21 protein-coding genes are annotated in these 21,887 nt (G+C 44.8%); 11 read left to right on the forward strand and 10 right to left on the reverse strand.

Annotated features, from left to right (window positions below; all coding sequences use genetic code 11):
• From ftsY to rpoH, 4 genes are all read left to right on the forward strand, one after another.
• On the forward strand, nt 1-996 hold a 996-nt coding region (ftsY, locus tag BCU91_RS08955; protein WP_102531318.1), incomplete at its 5' end, for a signal recognition particle-docking protein FtsY.
• 6 nt (nt 997-1,002) lie between these two features.
• Nucleotides 1,003-1,695: a cell division ATP-binding protein FtsE gene (ftsE, locus tag BCU91_RS08960; RefSeq protein WP_076538182.1), complete on the forward strand. Its 693-nt coding sequence runs from the start codon at nt 1,003-1,005 to the stop codon at nt 1,693-1,695.
• Nucleotides 1,695-2,660, forward strand: a complete 966-nt coding sequence (gene ftsX / locus BCU91_RS08965) for a permease-like cell division protein FtsX (RefSeq protein WP_102440146.1) — start codon at nt 1,695-1,697, stop codon at nt 2,658-2,660. Before ftsE ends, ftsX begins: the two co-directional genes overlap by 1 nt.
• Nucleotides 2,661-2,895: 235 nt before the next feature.
• Nucleotides 2,896-3,759 carry an RNA polymerase sigma factor RpoH gene (gene rpoH / locus BCU91_RS08970; RefSeq protein ID WP_102440147.1) on the forward strand — a complete coding sequence of 288 codons (864 nt, stop codon included), beginning with the start codon at nt 2,896-2,898 and terminating at the stop codon, nt 3,757-3,759.
• A 125-nt stretch (nt 3,760-3,884) separates the two neighbouring features.
• Here the strand turns inward: rpoH and menE are convergent, their stop codons facing one another.
• The 5 genes from menE to BCU91_RS08995 all read right to left on the reverse strand — a co-directional run bounded on the left by menE (nt 3,885) and on the right by BCU91_RS08995 (nt 9,756).
• Nucleotides 3,885-5,453 (reverse strand): o-succinylbenzoate--CoA ligase, encoded by a 1,569-nt coding sequence (gene menE / locus BCU91_RS08975; protein WP_102531319.1) that lies wholly within the window; start codon nt 5,451-5,453, stop codon nt 3,885-3,887.
• A 1-nt stretch (nt 5,454) separates the two neighbouring features.
• Nucleotides 5,455-6,633, reverse strand: a complete 1,179-nt coding sequence (menC, locus tag BCU91_RS08980) for an o-succinylbenzoate synthase (protein ID WP_241901067.1) — start codon at nt 6,631-6,633, stop codon at nt 5,455-5,457.
• A gap of 11 nt (nt 6,634-6,644) precedes the next feature.
• Nucleotides 6,645-7,415 carry a 2-succinyl-6-hydroxy-2,4-cyclohexadiene-1-carboxylate synthase gene (menH, locus tag BCU91_RS08985; protein ID WP_102440149.1) on the reverse strand — a complete coding sequence of 257 codons (771 nt, stop codon included), beginning with the start codon at nt 7,413-7,415 and terminating at the stop codon, nt 6,645-6,647.
• The gene (menD, locus tag BCU91_RS08990) at nt 7,415-9,142 is read right to left on the reverse strand and encodes a 2-succinyl-5-enolpyruvyl-6-hydroxy-3-cyclohexene-1-carboxylic-acid synthase (protein WP_102531320.1); all 1,728 of its coding nucleotides are present in this window, start codon (nt 9,140-9,142) and stop codon (nt 7,415-7,417) included. The genes menH and menD overlap by 1 nt, the downstream gene beginning before the upstream one ends.
• Before the next feature lie 179 nt (nt 9,143-9,321).
• Nucleotides 9,322-9,756: an Lrp/AsnC family transcriptional regulator gene (locus tag BCU91_RS08995; RefSeq protein WP_102440151.1), complete on the reverse strand. Its 435-nt coding sequence runs from the start codon at nt 9,754-9,756 to the stop codon at nt 9,322-9,324.
• 140 nt (nt 9,757-9,896) lie between these two features.
• Here BCU91_RS08995 and yjeH point away from each other — a divergent pair, with 140 nt between their 5' ends.
• A complete protein-coding gene (gene yjeH / locus BCU91_RS09000; protein ID WP_102531321.1) occupies nt 9,897-11,171 on the forward strand; it encodes an L-methionine/branched-chain amino acid transporter in 1,275 nt (424 codons plus the stop codon).
• 58 nt (nt 11,172-11,229) lie between these two features.
• Here yjeH and BCU91_RS09005 read toward each other — a convergent pair whose 3' ends face one another.
• Entirely contained in the window at nt 11,230-11,679 is a 450-nt protein-coding gene (locus BCU91_RS09005; protein WP_102440153.1) for a TerB family tellurite resistance protein, read from the reverse strand.
• Between the two features lie 133 nt (nt 11,680-11,812).
• On the reverse strand, nt 11,813-12,352 hold the full coding sequence (locus BCU91_RS09010; RefSeq protein ID WP_102440154.1) for a DUF2780 domain-containing protein: 540 nt from the start codon (nt 12,350-12,352) through the stop codon (nt 11,813-11,815).
• 180 nt (nt 12,353-12,532) lie between these two features.
• On the opposite strand from BCU91_RS09010, the gene BCU91_RS09015 reads away from it, so the two are divergent.
• Together BCU91_RS09015 and BCU91_RS09020 are read left to right on the forward strand one after the other, a co-directional pair.
• Entirely contained in the window at nt 12,533-13,276 is a 744-nt protein-coding gene (locus tag BCU91_RS09015; protein ID WP_102440155.1) for a hypothetical protein, read from the forward strand.
• A gap of 35 nt (nt 13,277-13,311) precedes the next feature.
• The gene (locus BCU91_RS09020) at nt 13,312-14,715 is read left to right on the forward strand and encodes a tetratricopeptide repeat protein (protein WP_102531322.1); all 1,404 of its coding nucleotides are present in this window, start codon (nt 13,312-13,314) and stop codon (nt 14,713-14,715) included.
• A gap of 79 nt (nt 14,716-14,794) precedes the next feature.
• Here BCU91_RS09020 and BCU91_RS09025 read toward each other — a convergent pair whose 3' ends face one another.
• Both BCU91_RS09025 and BCU91_RS09030 read right to left on the reverse strand, forming a co-directional pair.
• Entirely contained in the window at nt 14,795-15,139 is a 345-nt protein-coding gene (locus BCU91_RS09025; RefSeq protein ID WP_102440157.1) for a hypothetical protein, read from the reverse strand.
• A 226-nt stretch (nt 15,140-15,365) separates the two neighbouring features.
• On the reverse strand, nt 15,366-16,343 hold the full coding sequence (locus BCU91_RS09030; RefSeq protein WP_102440158.1) for a LysR family transcriptional regulator: 978 nt from the start codon (nt 16,341-16,343) through the stop codon (nt 15,366-15,368).
• Nucleotides 16,344-16,458: 115 nt separating this feature from the next.
• Between BCU91_RS09030 and BCU91_RS09035 the strand changes: the two genes are divergently transcribed.
• The 3 genes from BCU91_RS09035 (at nt 16,459) to BCU91_RS09045 (ending at nt 18,867) form a co-directional block, all read left to right on the forward strand.
• On the forward strand, nt 16,459-17,661 hold the full coding sequence (locus BCU91_RS09035; protein WP_102440159.1) for a multidrug effflux MFS transporter: 1,203 nt from the start codon (nt 16,459-16,461) through the stop codon (nt 17,659-17,661).
• A gap of 170 nt (nt 17,662-17,831) precedes the next feature.
• Entirely contained in the window at nt 17,832-18,485 is a 654-nt protein-coding gene (locus BCU91_RS09040) for a tRNA-uridine aminocarboxypropyltransferase (protein ID WP_241904056.1), read from the forward strand.
• A 4-nt stretch (nt 18,486-18,489) separates the two neighbouring features.
• The gene (locus BCU91_RS09045; RefSeq protein ID WP_241901066.1) at nt 18,490-18,867 is read left to right on the forward strand and encodes a hypothetical protein; all 378 of its coding nucleotides are present in this window, start codon (nt 18,490-18,492) and stop codon (nt 18,865-18,867) included.
• 26 nt (nt 18,868-18,893) lie between these two features.
• Here the strand turns inward: BCU91_RS09045 and BCU91_RS09050 are convergent, their stop codons facing one another.
• On the reverse strand, nt 18,894-20,375 hold the full coding sequence (locus BCU91_RS09050; RefSeq protein WP_102520402.1) for an ATP-binding cassette domain-containing protein: 1,482 nt from the start codon (nt 20,373-20,375) through the stop codon (nt 18,894-18,896).
• A 258-nt stretch (nt 20,376-20,633) separates the two neighbouring features.
• On the opposite strand from BCU91_RS09050, the gene BCU91_RS09055 reads away from it, so the two are divergent.
• Nucleotides 20,634-21,872: an amidohydrolase gene (locus BCU91_RS09055; RefSeq protein WP_241901070.1), complete on the forward strand. Its 1,239-nt coding sequence runs from the start codon at nt 20,634-20,636 to the stop codon at nt 21,870-21,872.
• The last annotated feature ends 15 nt before the right edge of the window (nt 21,873-21,887 follow it).

Genomic DNA, 21,887 nt, shown 5'->3' on the forward strand with positions numbered 1-21,887 from the left:
GCAGCAGAAGCCGAAGCGGCTGACGTTGAGCAAGAGCAAGTGGATGAGCCTCAGGCTAAACCGGTAAAAGAGGGCTTATTTGCCCGCTTAAAGCGTGGATTACTGCGAACCAGTGAAAACATTGGTAGCGGCTTTATGGGGATCTTCCGCGGTAAAAAAATTGACGATGACTTATTCGAAGAACTCGAAGAGCAATTATTGATTGCCGATGTGGGCGTCGAAACCACCACTCGCCTGATTGATAATTTGACCTCACAAGCATCACGTAAGCAACTTAAAGATGCCGAAGCGCTATATGATTTATTACGAGACGAATTACAAACTATTCTCGATCCAGTGGCAGTCCCTTTAGTGCCTGAAAATGCAGACGGCCCATTTGTTATTTTAATGGTCGGCGTCAATGGCGTGGGTAAAACTACCACCATTGGTAAATTAGCAAAACAGTATCAAAAACAAGGCAAATCTGTCATGTTAGCGGCTGGTGATACCTTCCGTGCAGCAGCCGTTGAGCAATTACAGGTTTGGGGACAACGTAATGACATCCCTGTGATTGCCCAACATACCGGCGCAGACAGTGCCTCGGTATTATTTGATGCATTACAAGCTGCCAAAGCGCGTAATGTTGACGTACTGATTGCCGATACGGCAGGGCGTTTACAAAATAAGAGTCATTTGATGGAAGAGCTGAAAAAAGTTGTTCGCGTCATGAAAAAATTAGACCCTAATGCGCCCCACGAGGTGATGCTAACGCTAGATGCAAGTACCGGGCAAAATGCCATTAGCCAGGCGCAGTTATTCCAAGAAGCCGTTGGGGTAACGGGGATCACCATTAGTAAATTAGATGGTACTGCAAAAGGTGGGGTTATTTTCGCCATTGCTGATAAGTTTAATATTCCGATCCGACACATAGGTGTTGGTGAGCAAATTGATGACTTACGTACTTTTAATTCCAGCGATTTCATCGAAGCATTATTTAGTCAGGAAAAGGCAGAATAGTCATTTATGATCCAGTTTGAGCAAGTCAGTAAGATTTATCCGGGTGGCCAAAAAGCACTCTCAGAAGTTAATTTTCACCTCCAACAAGGGGAAATGGCCTTTTTAACCGGACATTCTGGCGCAGGTAAAAGTACCTTGCTCAAATTGATCACTGTGATTGAGCGAGCCAGTGCCGGTAAAGTATCGATTAATGGTCATGATATTGCCAAGTTAGGGAAAAAGCATGTGCCGTATTTACGTCGCAATATCGGCATGATTTTTCAAAACCACCACTTATTAATGGATAAAAGCGTATTTGATAATATTGCGCTGCCATTAGTGATTGAAGGCTTCTCCCACGGCGAGATCCGCAAAAGAGTTGCTGGCGCACTCGACATGGTGGGGCTGTATGGCAAAGAGCGTCATTTACCCATCATGCTATCTGGCGGTGAGCAACAACGTGTTGGTATTGCCCGCGCCATTGTCAACAAACCGCCTTTATTACTGGCCGATGAACCCACAGGTAACTTAGATCCTAAGTTATCGATGGATATCTTAAGATTATTCGAAACCTTCCATGATTCTGGCACTAGCGTGCTGATTGCCACCCATGACTTAGGCTTGATTGCCCGGATGAAATACCGCACCTTAACCCTGCGTCAGGGCAAAATGCTTGGCAATGACGAGCTCTATTCTGCGACCACAGAAGGGCAAGTATAATGACCAGAAAAGTTAAAATTACCGCCAGTAAGCTGCCTTTTACGGGTCGAGTAGTGATGTTTTTTGTGCGCCACATTCAGCAAGCAATGGCGAGTGTGGGCGAGCTGTGGCGCAACCCGGTGTCCTCTGTGATGACCATGGCGGTACTTGGGGTGAGCTTAAGCTTACCTGCAGCTTTGCAAGTACTGGTTAAAAATGCCGAGAACATCACCCAGTCATGGAATAATGCTGCTGAAATATCGTTATTTATTAACGAAGGCCGCAGTGAGCAATCTATTCAAAATTTAATCCGCCGTATTAATGTATACGCTGAAGTTGATGCGGTTGACTATATAAACCGCGAGCAAGCGCTAGAAGAGTTTCAGCGCTTATCAGGCTTTGGCGAAGCATTATCTTACCTTGATAGTAACCCGTTGCCAGCCGTGGTGGTGGTAACACCTTTGGCGCGTCACTCGAGCCCTGAAGGAGCAAGACAACTATTAGTAAAGCTTGAGCGTGAGCCTGAAGTGAGCTTTGGCCGTTTAGATATTGAATGGCTTGAGCGCCTGCAAGCCATGGTTAGGTTAATTGAGCGCACGGTACTCGCCATTGCTGCGTTACTGGTATTAGCAGTGGTGTTAGTGATTGGCAATACTATTCGCTTAGCCATTATGAATCGCCGTACTGAAATTGAAGTCATGAAACTGGTCGGCGCCACAGAGTCTTTTATTCAACGGCCGTTTCTTTATACCGGTATTTGGTATGGGGTGATTGGCGGCGTGTTAGCTTGGGTTATTATCAATTTATTAGTCTGGTATCTTGATTCTGCTTTAGCTGAGTTGTTAGGTCTTTATGGTAGCCAGTTGCAAATTCAAGCCTTGAGTTTCTCTGAGCTAATTAAGTTAGTGCTACTTGCCTCGTTTTTAGGCTGGCTAGGTTCATACTTATCGGTAAGGCAGCATTTACGTGCCATTGAACCTTCTTAGGGCTTGGTTGGTATCATTTAATAGCTAAATTGATCGCGGCTTTGATGAATTTTTATTAACTTGTAATCGATGTGTTTTCAGTCGAGTATAAATTAGCACAAAAAATGTGCACCAACTAATCTGGTCGCCATGTTGACATATGTCGCCATATCATAGATAGTTCACAAGCTATTGCCGCCAGCTAGCTGTATAATGAGCAATAGACCGTTTTAATGTTGTTAATGTAGGAGCGCCAATGGCCTTTCAATCGCAATCTATGTCACTTACTGTCCCTAGAGGTAGTAGCAGCTTAGAAGCTTATATGCAGTCAGTCACAGGCATCGAAATGCTTGGGGCCGAAGAAGAGCATGAGTTAGCCAAGCGTTTGCAAGAAACTGGCGATCTACAAGCGGCAAAAAAACTGATTATGTCGCACCTGCGCTTTGTAGTGCATGTGGCTAAAGGTTATTCAGGATATGGTTTGCCACAGGCGGACCTTATTCAAGAAGGCAACATTGGTTTGATGAAAGCGGTAAAACGTTTTGATCCTGGTGTTGGTGTGCGCTTGGTGTCTTTTGCTGTGCATTGGATTAAAGCTGAAATTCATGAATACGTGCTTAAAAACTGGCGTATTGTGAAAGTTGCCACCACCAAAGCGCAACGTAAATTATTCTTCAACATTCGTAAAACCAAAAAGCGTTTAGGCTGGTTTAGTGATGAAGAAGTCGGCATGGTTGCCGAAAACCTTGGGGTGTCTAAAAAAGACGTCACTGAGATGGAGTCGCGTATGGCGGCTCAAGATCCTGCATTTGATTTAGCCAGCGACAATGATGATGACAGCGGTGTGGATTTTGCCCCAGTTCATTATTTAGAAGATCATTCTTCCGATGTTGCACTTGAAGTTGAAAATCAAAATTGGGAGTCAGACTCTCAAGCGCGTTTATTCTCGGCAATTAAAACCCTTGATGAACGTAGCCAACATATTTTAAGAGCGCGTTGGTTAGATGATGACAAGACAACACTACAAGAATTAGCCGCTACTTACCAAGTGTCTGCAGAGCGCATTAGACAGCTTGAAAAGAATGCCATGACCAAGCTTAAATCTTGTATGGAAATCTAACTTAGCCTCGGGTTGATTCACTTCAATCTCGCTAAAAACTAAAACCTGCTACGGCAGGTTTTTTTGTGGCTAAAAATTAGCTTTCAACTAAAGCTGTTATTAGCTGAAAGCCGTGATAAAACAGCCTAAAGTGAGTCGAGGTTATATTGGCTCTTAACCGCAGCAATGATCTGTTTGCGAGGTATTTTTAAACTGGCGGACTCAATATTATCGGGCCAAGGGTAATAGTGACGAGGGCGCTTAAAGCGAGCGATAAACTTTAATAGCAGTGCTTCAATGCTGCCAATAACCTCGGTTGTTAGCTGGGCTTGGGGAGCTTTAAATTGAATAATTGCTGCTGGTAGCAAGCTAAATTTAGCATCATATTGGCCAAACACAATGGCCTGAGCGATATCAGGGTGAGCCCTTAAGGCGGCTTCAATTTCTTCTGGGTGAATATTTTCACCACCACAGATAAACATATTGTCTACGCGGCCCAGTAAATGTAACTGACCTTGGTCATCAAATTGGCCTTGGTCATTAGTGCAAAACCAACCGTTCTCATCAACAGGACGCTCAAGTATGGGCTCTGCTCGCTGCTGTGAAGCGCTTAGGGTGTGATCAGGGCTTGCTTGTAAATAGCCTAAAAATAAACATGGGCCTTTGACCCAAATTACCCCATCAACTAGCTTTAATTGCCGCTGTGGCAGCGCTGTACCTAAATGATTAGCGCTATTAATGGCCGCGGTAGTGATTTGTGAGCTCATCTCTGACATGCCGTAACTGCAAAAAGCGCTGATGTGTAACTGAGCTAGCTGTTTAACCAGTAGCAGATCGATCGCGCCGCCACCGAGCAATAATGCTTTTACATGTTTAAGTACTGTCGCATCAGTGTCTAAAATCTGGCTTAGCTGGGCAGATACTAACGATAAGTGGCTTAATGGCGTTTGGGCTAATTGCTTAACAAGAGGCTGCTCGGTACTGAGTACTATGGTGGCAGCGGCGATGGCGCAGCGATTAACAATGGCGAGGCCGCCAATATGAAATAGCGGTAATGATAATAACCAGCTATCCCCTTTATCTAGGTTGATATTTTCAGCTGAGCCTGTGGCGCTAGCAATATGATTACTAAGGCTATGAACCACTCCTTTTGGGGTGCCACTTGATCCAGAGGTCAGAATAACATTCACTGGCTGGCTAGCGTCGATAGCGAAGGGCCTGAGTGGCTTACTGGTATTTAGGTTAAGCTTAAATGTCACCTCAGTTGTGATAGGTTGCGGCTGTGCCTGTGTGGCTAATACTGATGCTAATTGCGGTGTTAAATCAGCCTCAGACCAATAGTAATTGATGTTAAAACGCAGGCATAGTTGGCTTATTTGCGCAGCAGGAAAACGGGGTGATATCGGAAAAAATAATGCCCCTAAATCAATACAGGCCCAATACAGGCAAATCATTTCCAGATTATTACGACTAATGCAGGCCAGTCGATGATTTTTTGCAACCCCTTGGCCGCTAAGTTGCTGCGCCAATGCTAATACCAGCTGACTTAACTGAGCATAGCTAATGGCGGTTTGGGTATCGTTACTCGCAGTTGATGCACTGGCGGTTTTATTGAAACCCGCTGTGAGCTCAGCGGCGCTATTCGGTAAGATGATTGCCACTGCATTTGGATGTTCAATAGCAGTTTGGTGCAGCGGCGATATCATGTTATTCATATTAATGCTCGCTATCGGCAATAAGGATCGATGCTTGATTGAGAGCTGCAGCTTGGGTGAGATCAGCGTCTTGATTGATCGTCGCTTCAGAAATCGTTTCGCGCTGCAGTAGCACACAAACCGCTTTATTCAGTTGCCCTTGTTCATCAATAAGCGGTTCACTAAAGCTTGATAGGGTATCGAGTCCTGGGGTTTCATCTGGAGTCAGCATATAGCTTAATTTAGCCAAGTCATTAATCCCAAGGTTTGCCTCTAAACTTGAGCTTAAAATGCAGCGCACGCCATGGCTATTGGCCTTGGTAATTAACCCTGTTAATTGATTAATGCCGCCTATGATGGTGGGTTTAATTACCAGCGCGGTTAGACCTTCAAGCATGTCAAATTGATACTTGCTGTCGTTTAAGCTTTCATCTAAAGCAAAAGGAATTTTAAGGGCTTGGTAAACCTGTTGGTTTTCTGCTGGGGTTTTACATGGCTCTTCAATATATTCAATGGCCGCTTTAGGCAAACACGCTAGAAACTCAATGGCTTGCTCAGGTGTAAAGCCTTGGTTGGCATCTAAACGGAGTTTAAGCTTTGGATTAAGCTCAAGTATTTGATGAATATATTTTATTTCCTGCTCGATACTGGCTTGGGCGACTTTCACTTTAACTGAGTAGCTGCGTTTATCTAATTGGGCCAGTTTTGCTCGTAACTTATTGAGATCTGAGTCTGGTTGATAATAGAAAAGGCCAATTTTACTTTGCATTGATTGAGCATAATCATATTGGGGATGATCAAACCCGCCATCAAGCTTAAGGGCTAATAAACTTAAGCCAAATGCAGCGGATGGATAAAGCTCAGCAGATGCCAATATCTCATTAATTTGAGTAAGGCTACTGCCTATTAAGCGTGGTAATAGGGTGGTGAGTTGTTCGATAACTGCGTCAAGTGATTCATGACTAAAACCGCTGAGCGCCACGCCTTCAATGTCAGTGCCAGACAGTGGCGCTATTTCAACAAAGCTTTGTTGGCCGCTAGTTAGACTTGCTGCAATGACTAAGCCGTGGCGGATATCAATACGTTGTTTAGCTACGGGTAAATGGGGCGCCAAGTTAATTTGATAACGATATAACTCAAGCTGACTAATACGTGGGGCATTCATTAAAACCTGGTTATTATTACTGTTAGCGGTTGCCATGAATGATGTCCTTAAGGGGTTAAAAGTTGGATGATCCTAGCGGCAAACATCTTAGGTTGCGCTTTATGGATATTGTGACCGCAATGAGCAATGGTGACTGTGTTAAGTTGCAGTTTTTGCTGCCACTGCTGGGCAAGTTGACTGAACTTACTGTCTTGTTCTCCCACTAACAGGTAGGCGGGGCAGTGTAATTGCTTCAGCACTTTTTCGCCATTTTGTTGTAACCCTAGCGAGGTACTTTTAAAACAGTGCAGCAGCGCTTGGGGATTGTTTTTACTGCGAATCGCAATCAGGTTTTTTCTAGCGTCCGTGGTTAAATTAGCAAATACTGGCTGTTGATACCATTGCTCGAGAAAGTCTCTAATAGGTTCGACGGCGAGCTTATCGGCCCACTTTTGATCGTGCTTGAGGCGTGCTTGTTTGTCGCGGCTGCTGGTTAAGCCTAAGTGCGCTGACTCCAGCAATAAACTTAATACTGCTTTGGGGTAAAGCTTGGCAATGTGCAGTGCAATACGGCCACCTAATGAATAACCTAACAAATGAAATTGGCTATAACCGAGCTGGATGACTTTATCGACAATAGACTGCGCCGCCGTTTCAAAGCCTGGGGTTGGCAATTCTAGCTGATTGTCACCATGGCCTGGTAAGTCGATACAGATACAGTGAAAGTGCTGACTTAAAATCTGTAAGCTTGCTTGCCAGTCTTCTTTTGACCCCAAAAAACCATGCAATAATACCAGTGCTGGTAAATTGGTGTCGCCAAAACGATTAATTATTGGCATTAGTGCTGCCTCACCCATTGTCCGATGAGTTTAATCTGATCGCTGGCCTGAGTTGGGCTGACATTCACTTCAATGACTGAGGTGCCTGCATATCCCATCGCATCGGCGTAGGCTTCATTAAAACTCGTTAAACTATCCACTTGATTATAGGCCAGACCAAACATGGCTGCTGCGTAGCCAAATTCTAAGCCATGGCTTAAGCGGTAATATTGCTCTCGAACGGCATCATTGGGTACCGGCAGCAGGTTAAAGATATTACCGCCGTCATTGTTTAAAATCACAATCACAAACGGGCTGTTAACGTGTTTGGTCATCGCCAGTGAGTTTAAGTCGTGCAAACTGGAAATATCCCCAATAAGCAAGGTGGTAGGCTGATTATTGGCTAATGCCACCCCAGTTGCGGTAGCGATTAAGCCATCAATACCCGATGCGCCGCGGTTAGTATAAATATCGGGTAGCTCGCAAATGATTGGTGCATACATATCGTATAAGCGTATTGGCAAGCTATTACCAATAAACCATTGATGTGATGCGCTTTGCTGCTGAGCGATATGCCGAACCACTTGCGGCTCACCAAAACTACTTTGATCAATATGCTGCGTTAGTAATGCTTCAATGTTTTGATTGTGCTCAACTAAGCTTAACGCCCAATTAGCTGCAGAGGAGCGAGGCCAATTGTTATTGCACATGGCAGTGATACTGGCTTGCCAAATTCGTTTTGATTGATGGTTTGGATCCAGTCGTTGCTGGTTTGCTAATACCTGCCAATAGCTATGCCATTGATGATTAGCAATAAAGCTGATTAAACGCTTAGAGATAAAGCGGCCACCAAACACCAAAATGCGGTCAGCTTGTTCAATAAATTTACTGGCTTTAGGATTTAGCAGCAGTTGATCGATATGGCCAATAACACTGGGGTGCTGCCTCAGTTGTGATTGCGCGTCGGCGACTATTGGCCAACCCAGTTTTTGAGATAATTCAATAATTTGCTTTGGGTTTTCTTGGGGGGATAAGGTTCCCGCCACAATGATCCCTTTGCCGTGTGCAAAACGCATCATAGTGTCTTGGCTAGGCAGATTGGTTTGAGCTAACTGGCCGTAATCCGTGTAAGGGTGAGAGTGGTTTAACCATGGCGTAATTGGCGTTACATAATCACTCATTGATTGGGCTAATTGCCCTAGGCTTTGAAGCTCTGTGGGATACAGAGGCTCTCGGTACATGCAATTGACATGTACTGGCTGGGTTAAATTTGCCACTGCTTCATCAATGGTGGTGAGCAAGGTATTAGGGCTGATGGCAAGATCCGGCGTCGGTAAATTCACTTGCTTAGCGTAATCAGCAAAAATGGCGGGCTGATTAATGGCTTGGTTAGCGCCGCAGCCAATGAGTTCAGGCGGCCTGTCGCCAGTTAAAATAATCAGCGGCACCTGAGTAAGCCAAGCTTCAATAATGGCGGGATACAGATTCGCCACCGCAGTGCCAGAAGTGGTGATGATGGCCACCGGGCTGTGACTGGCTTTAGCTATGCCCAGCGCCATGAAACCCAGCCCACGTTCGTCAAAATGAAGGTGAGATTGCAAGCTTGACTGCGCCGCTGCTGCTAAGGTTAATGGGGTTGAGCGAGAGCCTGGCGCCATACAAACATGTTTAACACCCAGTCTGGCTAACTCTTCTAAAATGAGTGCGCCCCAAAGTAAATTGATGTCAGATGTCGGCTGTGATTGCATGTTGATAAACCTAATAGAAAACCAGTTACTAAGAAGTGTAACGCTATCAAGCTGCTATATCTAAGATTTCGGTTGGAAAATTATAAAAAGCTAGCTTAATAAGCTAAAAATAGCGCCAGTAAAGGGGAACAGATAAATTGCTACAATTCAAGCTAGCGACTTTGATTTAACCTAATAGCCTAATTACTGGGCTGGTTATTAATCCATTCACTCATCACCACGTGGGTTTTGATTTTAACGATATCGGCTTGGGCATCAATGTATTCCCGAATTTGATGTAAGCGCTTCATTGATGGGGCATTCACATACACTAATAAATCCATTTCGCCGGTAATGCCTTGGCACGTGATCACTTCAGGAATCGCGTGAAAAACATGGACTACATCAGCGCAATTAGCGCGTTCATGCTGGATTTCGAAATACGCTGAAACGCCTTCTTTTTGTGACTCGCTCAATAGCACTTGATAACCACGGATCACGCCGGTTTGTTCTAGCTTTTTGATGCGTTCAGTGACTGCGCTGCGAGATAAACTCACTTGCTCAGCAATATTTGAAATGCTTTGGCGGGCATTAAGGCGTAATGCGTTAATGATTAATTGATCGAACTTGTCCAAGGCTAACCCTCATTATGTTGGTTATTGAGCTAAATGCCGTCATTTTGTCGGTTTGTTCGGTGATCTTGCAGGTGATATGCTGCAGTTTGACAAGCGCTATCAGCTTATACTCTTACTAAATATCACTATAGATAAAGACAATGAATCAAATTACAGCAAGCATAGGGCGCTGGCAAGGCGCAGGACTGATGGCCACCACTTTGCTGGGCACTGGGGTATTTATATTGCCACAGATGACCATAGAGGTGGCTGGGAGTGGCGCTTTACTGGCGTGGATTATACTCACAGTCGCCATATTGCCGGTGGCAGTGGTATTTGGCTTGCTGGCAAGTCGCTTCCCCCATGCCGCAGGGCCAGCTTATTTTATTGAAAAAGCCTTTGGTATCACAGCAGGGCGCACCATAGGGCTGATTTTTTTATTAGTGATCCCCATTGGCGCCCCCGCAGCCATTTTAATGACCTTTCAATTTATGGATGCGCTGGTTGCTATAACAGGTTGGGGGCAATTGGCCGCCGAAATCGCCATTGTTGCTGTGTTATTGCTGCTTAATTATCGCGGCATTCAAGTGTCTGCCAAATTACAGTTTGGGCTAACACTGGCCATTGTGGCTGTAGTGACTGTGCTATTTGGCAGCAGCGGCGCCAACCTTGGGCAATTAACCTCGCTCTCTGTAGTCGCTAAACCAGAAGCGGCGAGCGTGATGTTAGCCATGGGCATCGGTTTTTGGAGCTTTTTAGGCATAGAAGCCATGACCCATTTAGCCAATGACTTTCGCGACCCGAAAAAAGATATGTTACCAGCAATGATGTTAGGCACTGTGTTGGTGGGGATTATTTATCTGGTGTGCACCTTGTTGTTATTAATTGTGCCAGCTGAAGCTGAGGGCCTTGCAATGGTGCATGCTTTTAATCAGCTATTGAGCGGTTTGGGTGTGCCTGCCATTGGGGCGCAAGTTATCGGTGTATTAGGCATAGCAAGTGGCTTGGCAACGGTAAATGTATATTGTGCCAGTGCAGCGCGGCTACTTTGGAGTTTTAGCCAGCAAGGAATATTGCCCAAGTATTTTGAAGAATTGAACTCATACGGCGTACCTTTGCGGGCATTGGTGACCATTTTAGTGACTATGGTGATGGTTATTGTACTGACATTTATCACTGAGCAGAAACTTGAAGATCTGATTGCCTGGAGTAATGGGGTGTTTGTGATTATCTATTTATTAACCATGTTGTCAGCGGCAAAGTTACTCAGTAAAGCTTACTTACCTTTGGTGGTGGCGGGCTGTGTATTTTGTATTGGAGTGGGCTACGCACTCGCTGAGAATATGTGGTATTCGTGCATCTTAGTGCTGACCGTTGCGCCCTTCATCTATTGGCAGAAAAATCATTTAACTCGTAAGGCGCTAATAAGTGATTAGCTATAAGAGCTTAATTTTGTGAGGCTACCTCGACGCGAGTTAGGCCCTCAAAGAGCCCTTAACGTTGCTCCATGGCGATATTACGCATTTGAATAACTTCACTGTGCTTTAAATGCAGCAAATCTGCGGTGCGGCGAATGATTTGATCTTCATTGCGGCACAGTTTGCCGTCGGAGTAGGCAAGCTTCCACATCCCCAGTAACAGTTTCTGTTTTTGGGCGATGGAGCATTGGGCGTTTATTTCAGCGGTAAACTCGTACAATGAGGTGGCATTGCCTTGAATCAATTTGGCTTCAGCGATGAGCTCATCAGCGGCTTGCAGAGTCAAACCGAGATTCTTAGTGAGCATAGCTGGCAACATGGCCACCTCTTGCTCATCAAGGGTTTCATCTGCGTACATGACTTCAAGTAATAAACTGGCAGCAGCGAGATTAAGCTGACGCGCTTGATCTTCTGGGGTGGTCGCTTGGGTATGGGATTGTAAGAACTGTTTTAATTTAGCAATCATATTGCCTCCAATAAACAAAACGATGTATGCAGCTGTGTCAGCCTATGTGATGACTTTAGCTTAACAGAGACAATAATGCCGAGCGAATGGCTCGGCATTAATTAAAATTAATCCATTAACGATACCGCAAATGTTACATGATTGAACCAAGGCCTTTCATCAACATATCAACTGTGCCTTCAGAGCCGTTGCTTTCTAGATAAGACTTGGCAATATCGACCATAGGCGCCACGTATTCTTTTTTAATTCCAAGTGCTTCAAAGGTGTCATATACCATGCTCGCGCCTTCAAGTGACTTACCAATATCACCAGCTTGAGACAATAACCCTGTCATACCTGAATCTGAAGATAGTGCTGGCACTGCTGCCAATAGCGCATCAGTACCGGGAATGCTATCTGAAATTTGGCTAAAGTCTGAATCGCCCAAGTTAGATTGCGCTAAGCTTAGTAATGCCCCTAAACCACCTTCAGCTTGCTGCTGGTTTAACCCCAGCTGTGACATGACATTACCAACTAAATCAGTTGATTGTGCATCAGCAACCGCTTCAGTAGCGGCGACGGTTTCAACTTTTTCTTCATCACTACCAAAAATGTTATCTAACCATCCAGCTTGAGCGGGTGTGGTGACTGCAAATGCGGTTAATAAAAGGCTTACTGCGGGAGTCATTTTCATTGTGGCCGTCCTGTAGGTAATAATAATTGGATACTTTGGTTAACATTGTAACGCTATTAACAAAATTGTGACAATTGATTTAGGGAACTTCAGTCTAATGACGATATCAATTGTGCAAAAAACTGCTTTTTTCGGTATCCTTAGCAGTATATTTATCTTTTTTTGATTATTGGAACCCCCATGTCATTGTCTGCAATTTTGACTGAAGCATATAATTTCTTTCGTAACCACATTGTACAATTAGCATCATTAACAGTACCGTTGCTGCTACTCCAAGTCGTGATCCAATTATGGTTAGGCAGTGAACTGGCAGCCCAAGCAGAAGTAGAAGTACCACAATTTGGTGCAATGCATGGCGCTGCGATGATGGCGTTATTGCTGATTTTTTCACTGTTGATTTCGGCGCTAACCTTGTACCTAGAGGTGCGATCTCGTGGTCATGAAGTGACCCCTGGGATGATATTGAAAAACAGCTTCACTTTCGTGCCGCCGCTATTATTAGCTGGGGTGTTTTCTGGTTTAGCGATTTTAGCGCCGGTAATGCTGTTTGCTGTGTTTGGGCCGTTTTGGGTTGTCGGTTTGGCGATAAGCTTCTATTTATTTGCCCGTTTAGCTTACGTAAACTTTATGGTGATTGTAGAGCGCCTAACGCCACTAGAAGCCATTAAGAACAGCTTTAAGTTTTCATCTCCTATTGTGCTGAAAACAATGGCTATTTTGATGATGTATATTCCATTGTCATTAGTGGGCGGTACGGTATTATCTCTCGCTGAATTTGGCGGTTTTCCACTACAGGTGATCATCGACACTGTATTCGCATTCTTAGGCCTGTTTGTAAACGTGGCTTTATTCAGATTGTATATGGTTAATCGCAGCACTGATGTTAGCGAAGATGATACCAACAGCGATCATACCGAAATCTAATTAAGCGAGTTGATAGCCTTGAGGAGTTGCCCGAAGTGTTAAATGATATTGAGCTGATAGGCAGCTTCTCTCCTGACATTGTTGAAGATTACACTAAAGCCAAGAGCTATGTGCGAGATATTCCCACCCAGGCTTTGGTGTTTGTCAGAAGTTTTACCCATCAAGTTACTGCGTTAATCGCGGCTAAGCAGTCGCTAAAATTCACTAGCCCCAATTTATATGATCGCATCGAGCAGTTAAATCGCATGCGCTTGATTGATGTGCCTACGACGCGCGCGCTACATAAACTTCGTAGTGACGGTAATCGTGGCGCTCATCCTGAGAAATACCATCTAACCCAAGAGCAATTGGTTACGCTCGCTGAAAAAACCATTAAAAATAGCTTAGGGTTAATTGAGCTGCTATATCCGAAAGTCCACCAAAAAGCTGCGCCAGCATATAAATTTGAAGCTTTTGATTCTTTTGCTGGGCGAGAGTTGTGTTATCAAGCTGTCATGCATAATGATCCCCAAGCGCAATATCTGGTGGGGATGTCGCTCAAGTCAAAAGCATTAATGCAGCAAGAGCAGGAGCAATCACTGCAGCAACCTGAACTTGAACAGGCCGAGTCAATCAGCACCTTTAAACAGGCGGCTTACTGGTTTGAGCTTGCGGCAACGGCGCATCATCAAGGTTTATTTGAACACGGTGTGGCGCTACTGCATGGCTACAGTGGTCATAAAGACGCGCTAAAAGGCGAGCAAGCCATTGAGCAAGCAGCACAAGCAGGTGTGATTGAAGCTAAAGCCTTATTGGGTTATTTCTATTTAGTGGGCTCTAAGCAGTTTCCGCAGGATATGGCATTAGCCGCGAATTGGCTTGAACAGGCCGCCGTGGCAGAAAATGCAGAAGCGATGTCGAATTTGGGGGTACTGTATTATCAGCAGCAACAGTTAACCGATGCATTTGAGTGGATTAGTAAAGCCGCCCAGGCAGGTTATCCCCATGCGCAATACCATCTAGCCTTAATGCTCCATAACGGCGAAGGCTGTGAGGCTGATGCTAACACCAGTGAACATTGGTTGGCTGAAGCGGCTGAGCAAGGTCAGCTTGATGCCATGTTTGCCCGCGCACAGCACATGTTAAATGACGATGCTGGTTTGGGTAGGGATGGCTGTTTAGCCGAGCGCTACTTACGTGATGTGATCAATTATGGCCGCAGTGTCCCTGCTATGATTGAACTGAGTGTCGCTTTGGCCGATGGCATGTTAGGCCGCATTGATGTGGTGGAATCGGCATCCTTGTTAAAGCTGGCAAAACAGCATGCGAATGAACAACAAGCTGAAATTATTGACCCCATTTGGTTGTCGCTGCAAATTCAAATTGATAATGTGATTGGGCTTAAGCCCAGTGAACAAGAGTTAAAGTCATTGCAATATGCGCAGCATATTTTGGCTTAATCGTTTCATACATCCCAGATACTAAAACACCGCCAGCTGGCGGTGTTTTCATTGGTATAGCTAAACGGTAAGCAGCTTGTTAATCAGGATTGTGCTCGAAAGTGCGACCCGTGTTGCTGGGTTTGGCTTTTCGGAACATCTCTGATTTGTAGATAGATGATTCTCGCTGCATGTTGGGATTGCTACGATAAAACTCATTTGCTTGAGACTGCTGGCTGAAAATAGGCTGCATTCTAGGGGCTAGGTATTTACGCCCTAATAAGTTCAATCCGATGAAGCTGACTAGAGCAAACATCAGTAAAAACGGTAATAACACTAACGAGGTCAACGAAATCCCAATCACTAATAGCAATGATAATAGTGGGTGAAAATTCCCTAGGCGCTGTTTTAAATTTGTTTGATTAAACATTTGGTTAAAGTTCATTGTTACTCCTAAAATAACCTTTGAACATCGTCATCAAAATAGCACTGGATGACGATGAATTTAATACTTGAAGCATGACTATCGATGATCCCAGCGCCTAGGTCACGTTAATCATGGTTAATGTTTGTGCATTTTTGCGGCAATCTGGGCAGCAATTTGTGCCAAATTTTATCGTCAGTGATTGTGTTATGAAAAATGGGCTGGCTTATATTGCAGTATTGGGCGATTAAACCTGCGTGACAGCCGTTTGTTTTATCGCTTCTTCTACACTGCCACAAATGATATTTCTTAACCAAAGGTGGCCCGGCGCTTGGCTGTTGCGTTCATGCCACAGTAGTACATAGGCCATGGGCATAAACTCAAATGGTAGCGGAATTTCAACCAGTGGATAAAGTAGTGCAGCATGCCTTGCAAAGCTCGATGGCAAAGTAAAAATTAAGTCACTGTGGGCGCAAATACTGGCAGCGCCATAAAAATCTGGCACGGTAGAGCTAATACGCCGATGTAAGTTTTTCTCTGCAAGATGGTAATCCAGCGCCCACCAATCATTGCCTTCACAGCGCACCTGCACATGAGCCATTTGCAGGTACAGCTCTCTATTCCAGTGACCGGCTTTAATTTGTGCCATTAGCGGATGATCTTGGCGGATTAAGCACACTTGCCTATCTTTAAATAAGGTCTGATATTTAATCCCATCAGGCAGTTGCTCTATTTTCAAATCAGCTTGAGGATGAGTATCACGACCTGCAATGCCAAAATCGATTTGCCCCAACTGTAAGTCTTGCATCGACTTTTCAGTCCACACATAAGAGTCTAACTTTACATTGGGTGCTTCTCTTAAAATGGTGCCGATAAAATACGGTAGCAAGGTTTCGTAGGCGCTTTCGACCATGGCAAATGAAAAATGCTGGTGGCTACTGGCAGCAATAAAGCTTGGTGGCTGCACTATTTGATGCAAACTTTGCAGAAGTTGAGGTAATTGTTGGGCAAGATTTACCGCATGGGCAGTGGGCTTTAACCCATGAGCTGTACGCTGAAATAGCGGGTCGTCTAAGGTTGCCCGTAGTCGGTTAAGGCTTTTGCTTAACGCTGACTGACTTAAATGCAGGCGGTTTGCGGCGCGAGTGACCGATTGTTCTTCAAGTAAGACTTGTAGAATGACCAGCAGGTTTAAGTCTATTTTAGCGAGATTATCAATATTCATGTGATATTCCTCAAGGGAAATTTACTTAGGAAATAATACCATTTCTATTCATACCATGAGTAGTCTAAAATGCCGCCCAATTAATCATTACCATGAAATGTAAGAGACCAATTCAATGAGACGTAACCTGCTACCAATACTGATGTTTATGGTGCTACTGAGCCCATTAGCCATCGATATATATTTACCATCCATGCCAACCATGGCGCTAGAGTATGGGGTAAGTGGTAGCCAAATTCAGTCAACATTAGTGTTGTTTTTGTTTGCCATGGGGCTGGGACAAATCCTAATTGGCCCATTAGCCGATCGCTTTGGCCGTAAGCCAATCGCCTTATTCGGTATTGTGTTATATGGCGTGAGCAGCCTAATTGGCGCGATGGCGGTTGAGTTTGAAGTATTGCAACTTGCACGTGTTCTGCAAGGCTTGGCAGCTTGTTCTACTTCGATTGTGGTATTCAGTGCGGTTCGAGACTGCTATACCAGTCAAGAAAGCGTCAAAATGTACAGTTATTTAAATGGCGCTATTTGCGTTATTCCGGCACTGGCACCAACATTGGGCGGCTTATTAGCCCTGCAGTTTGGCTGGCGTTCAACCTTTATCTTTATGGCGCTGTACGCCATCATCGTATTGGCTATCGTTATTTTTAAATTCCCTGAAACTCGCCCAGCAAGCACAGACACTAGCGGTAAGCTTTATCGCTGGGGACGTTACAAGCCAGTATTAAGCGACCCACACTTCATGTTTTATGCTGCAACCTGTATGGCAGCAATGGCATCTATCATCACCTACGTATCATATTCGCCTATGTGGTTAATTGGCCATCTAGGGGTCAGTGAGTTGGCATTTAGTGGCTTATTTGGCCTCAATGCGGCAGTCAATATCGCGGCTTGTTTTGCTGCGCCAGTGTTAGTTAAGCGCATTGGTAATCGCCCAGGTGTGGTGGTGGCATTAACCTTGATGCTCATCGCGGCAGTCCTTGAGGTGGTGATGCAACTTGTAGGACCTGAAACCGGTTTAGCTGCAGGCTTTAGCTTTATGCTACCTATGATGCTGCTATGTATTGGTTTTGCGATATTACTCGGCCCAGCAACTTCAATGGCATTATCAGCCTTTGGTGAGCGCGCCGGTACGGCAGCAGCTATGTTAGGTTGTATTCAAATGAGCGGCGCATCAGTATTGGCGGCGTTAATTCAAATGACCGATATCACCGCACCTTATGCGGTAGCGATATTAATGGGCGGCTTGTCACTGGTGCTACTCATTATTATGTCATCAAAACGCTTGAATCATTTACATGTTGAGCAAGTTCATCCTTAAATTATAGGTAAGTCTTATTTAAATCATGGTGTTATGATTTAAAGGGGGCTAAGTCAATAAATCAGTCAACGCCGCAAATTAGTTTGCGGCGTTTTAATTTATTTAGATTATAAAATTCAGTTACAGGCTCTTAATTACACAGCATTCTTATTTATTGTAATTGGTATAAAATGGCCTTTAATTGTATTGATATGTTCAAGGAGTGGGTTATTAGAATTATCTGTAAAAGTTGTGGCTACCCGCAGTCGGCTTGTATCTGTGATAGCGTGACTAAGATGACGGCTAAAACTGAGGTGATTGTGCTGCAGCACCCCTCTGAAGTTGAGCATGCAAAAAATACTGTTAAATTGCTGAGTTTAACCCTGCCGCAAACTCAAGTGGTGGTGGGTGAAAGCTCCGATGATTTTGCGCTATTACGACAACAGCTGGCTGCGGCCAATAAACCTGTTTATCTAGTGTATCCCTGTGAAAATAGTCAAAATGCTGCGGACTCGTCAGTACCAGCAGATTGCTGCATTTTATTAATTGATGGCACCTGGCGTAAAGCATTCAAAATGTTGCAGCTTAATCCGTGGTTATTGGAGCTTCCGGCATTGCATATTGAATTTGAAGGGGTTTCACAATATCTTATTCGCAAGGCCAAACGTAGCGACAGTTTATCAACACTGGAAGCCACCGCTTATACATTGCAAGCAATCGATAGCGAACTTGATATCAGCCCGCTATTTAGCGCCTTTGATGCCATGGTGCAACATAAGCTCAATGCCATGCCTGCTGAGGTGCGAGCCCGTTATATTGAGTCTAAAAACAACCAGGAAGGTTAATTGTATGTCGCTAAACTTATATTCAAACAGTCTATTAAGGCTAATGAGCAAGCTATTACTGCTTTCAAGTTTGCTAGGCGTTATTGCCGTGGCTGCTCAGGCATCTGATAAGCCGCGACTGACCTTGTCGCAACAAGCTGAGCAAGGTCGAATCGACTCGAAAAAGACGGAGCAAAGTCAGCTTGAAAAAGCCCGCCAAGCAGCCAGCGACACCAGCAGTCGTGAGCAAGAAATTATTGAACGCCAAGAGCCTGGTGAGTGGCAACAACAGCAGTTAGAGAAATCTCAAGCGCAGTTTCAACAGCGAGAATCTCGGGCGGATAAATATTTGCGTGAGGCCAAAGAGGCTGCTGCCAAAGAGCGTAAAATCGAAGAAAAGTAAGCGCTTTGGCAATGCAGCACTATTAACTAGCTGATTAGCGCTTTATAGCCACCGGTTTTTGCATCGGCAACAAATTCCAGATAGTTATTAATACTGTCTAAACTGTCCTCATGGTAATGGGACACATATAGCAGCTGACTGAGGTTTTCTCTGGCGATCAATTCAAGGGTATTTTTGACTAAGCGAATACCCAGATAATCTAACCCTTGATAGGGTTCATCTAAAATCAATAATGTCGGCTGTTTCACTAATGCTCTGGCAATTAACAATAGTCGCTGTTGGCTGTAATCCAGTTGCTTAAACGAGACTTTGGCATAGTGGGACATATGCAAAATGCTGAGCCAATCTTGGGCGATATCTTGCTGGGCTTGGGTGGCTTTTTGGTACAGGCCGATAGAGTCATAAAAGCCGGATAAAATCACATCTTTAGCGCTGCAACCGACGCGATACTGCAAGTGTAATGCCGATGACACCATGCCGATATGCTGCTTTATTTCCCAAATACTTTCTCCAGTGCCACGTTGCTTACCAAAGATATGAATATCATTGCTGTAGCATTGTGGGTGGTCGCCAAAAATAAGCCCTAACAAGGTACTTTTACCACAGCCATTGGGCCCTTTTACCTGCCAGTGTTGGCCTTTATCAATGCGCCAATTAACCTCAGTAAAAATGGTTTTATCACTGTAAGCCACCTTGCCATTTTTAAGTTCAAAGATGGGGTTATCAAATGGGCTTTGATGGCGGTGGCGCTGCATGATAGCCAGCATCTGCTCGCTTTGGACTTTAGATTGGGCGGTAATTTGGCTTATAACAGGGTGTTGCTCCCAGCTGGCTTTATCCATGATGCTATCAAGTTTGCTGTGGCTGAATATAGCAATCTGATCTATCCATGTGGGCATATCTTCCTCGCGAGAAAATATCACCATCATTTGAATATCAAGCTGACTTAGATAAGCCGTTAAGCTTTGACGATGGCTAATGTCGAGCCCTGAATAGGGATTATCTAACACTAAAAAATCCGGCTCGCTAGCAAGGGCAATGGCTAGCATCACGCGACGGGTTTCGCCCGTTGAAAGTTCACGAAACCCGCGCTGTTGCAGCTGAACTAAATCAAGCTCCTCAAGCAGTTTGTCGGTTAATGTTTGCTTATGGCAATGGGCAAAAATTAATCCCGCGACCGTAGTGCCTTTATCGGCATAATCTAAAAAGTCACTGTCATCATTGGCGAGTTCAAGTGCTAATAACCTTTGTTGCTCAGCGAGTGAGACCTGAGCAACTCGGCCTGAGGTTTTATGTATCGAACCTGCGGTGACCTCAATGCTTGATGTATTTGATGTGTCAGAGCCAACGCCCACAGGTACATCTGCTAATAAGTCACCGAGCATGGCGCCAATATCACTGTGGGCACTGAATACTCCCCAGGATTGGCGATGTTCAATTAACCACTGTTCAATCTCCAATGAGTTACTAGCACCGGCTGCGGTTAATTGCTCAAAGGTGATTTTCATGGGCTTGGACTCTCGATTTAAATTTAATAGTGGCCATAGATTATCAACACAATGTCATCAACCATAGTGTTTATTGAGCCACTCTACATAAATCGACACAATTTCAAATGTGCTTTGGATAACAAAATATTTAACAATTCAAGGGATACGCGGTAGATTGAAATACTACAAAAATGATAAAAACATGGATGATTTATGCGCTTAACGATACTTGCTGCTTGCCTTGCGGTTGCCTCTGGCACTTTTTCTGGTTCGATAATGGCTCAAACCCCTAACGCAGCACAACTTGCAAGCGATGTTGAAGCTAAGGTGTTGGAGTGGCGCCGTGACTTACATCAGCACCCTGAACTGTCTAACCGCGAGTTTAGAACCAGTAAAGTGATTGCCAAACACCTTGAGTCCTTAGGCTTAGAAGTACAAACCGGCATTGCGCACACTGGTGTGGTGGCGATATTAAAAGGCGCAAAGTCTGGGCCGCTAATCGGCATTCGCGCAGATATGGATGCGTTGCCAGTCACAGAAGAGGTTGATTTACCTTTTGCCTCCAAAGCCACTGATACTTATCGTGGCCAAAAAGTCGGCGTGATGCATGCCTGTGGTCATGACACTCATGTGGCGATGTTAATGGGCGTGGCAGAGAATCTGGTCAAGTCTAAAGACAGCCTCGCTGGCGATGTGATGTTTATCTTTCAGCCCGCAGAAGAAGGCGCGCCAGCGGGTGAAGAAGGCGGCGCAGAGTTAATGCTTAAAGAAGGCTTATTTGCTAGCCGCAAACCTGATCAAGTGTTTGGTATGCACGTAACCTCAAGTATGCCCACAGGGATGATTGGTTTGCGAGCAGGCCCTGCGATGGCTTCAGAAGATTCATTTACTATTACGGTAAAGGGTCGCCAAACCCATGGTTCTCGTCCTTGGGGCGGGGTTGACCCGATTGTGGCTTCTGCGCAAATAATTAATAGCGTACAAACCATTATTAGTCGCCGCGTTGATGTGACTAAAGCACCGGCAGTGGTGAGTTTTGGCGCCATTAATGGCGGTATACGCTCGAACATCATTCCTGATGAAGTTGAGTTGATTGGTACTATCCGAACCTTTGATCAAGATATGCGCGCCGACATTAAAGTAAAACTAGCTGAAATCGCGACGCTTTCTGCTCAAACCCTCGGCGCCACTGCCACCACAGAGATTGATGCAGGTTATCCAGTTACGGTTAATAACCCTGAGTTAGTCGCAAAAATGCGTCCGGTTATTCGTGAGGTTGTGGGCGATGATAATCTCATTGAGCCAGGGCTTATCACCGGCGCTGAGGACTTCTCCTACTATGCGCTTGAAACGCCGGGGCTGTTTTACTTTTTAGGGGTGACGCCAGCAGGCACAGATCCTGCCACTGTCGCCAGTAATCATTCGCCAGCATTTTTTGTTGATGAAAAAGCCTTAAAAGTGGGCGTTGAAACCATGACTCAGCTGGCATTAACTGCGCTAGGCGCGGTGAATTAACCGATAAAAATACTA

The organism is Shewanella sp. 10N.286.52.B9 (assembly GCF_002873635.1).
GTDB lineage: Bacteria > Pseudomonadota > Gammaproteobacteria > Enterobacterales > Shewanellaceae > Shewanella.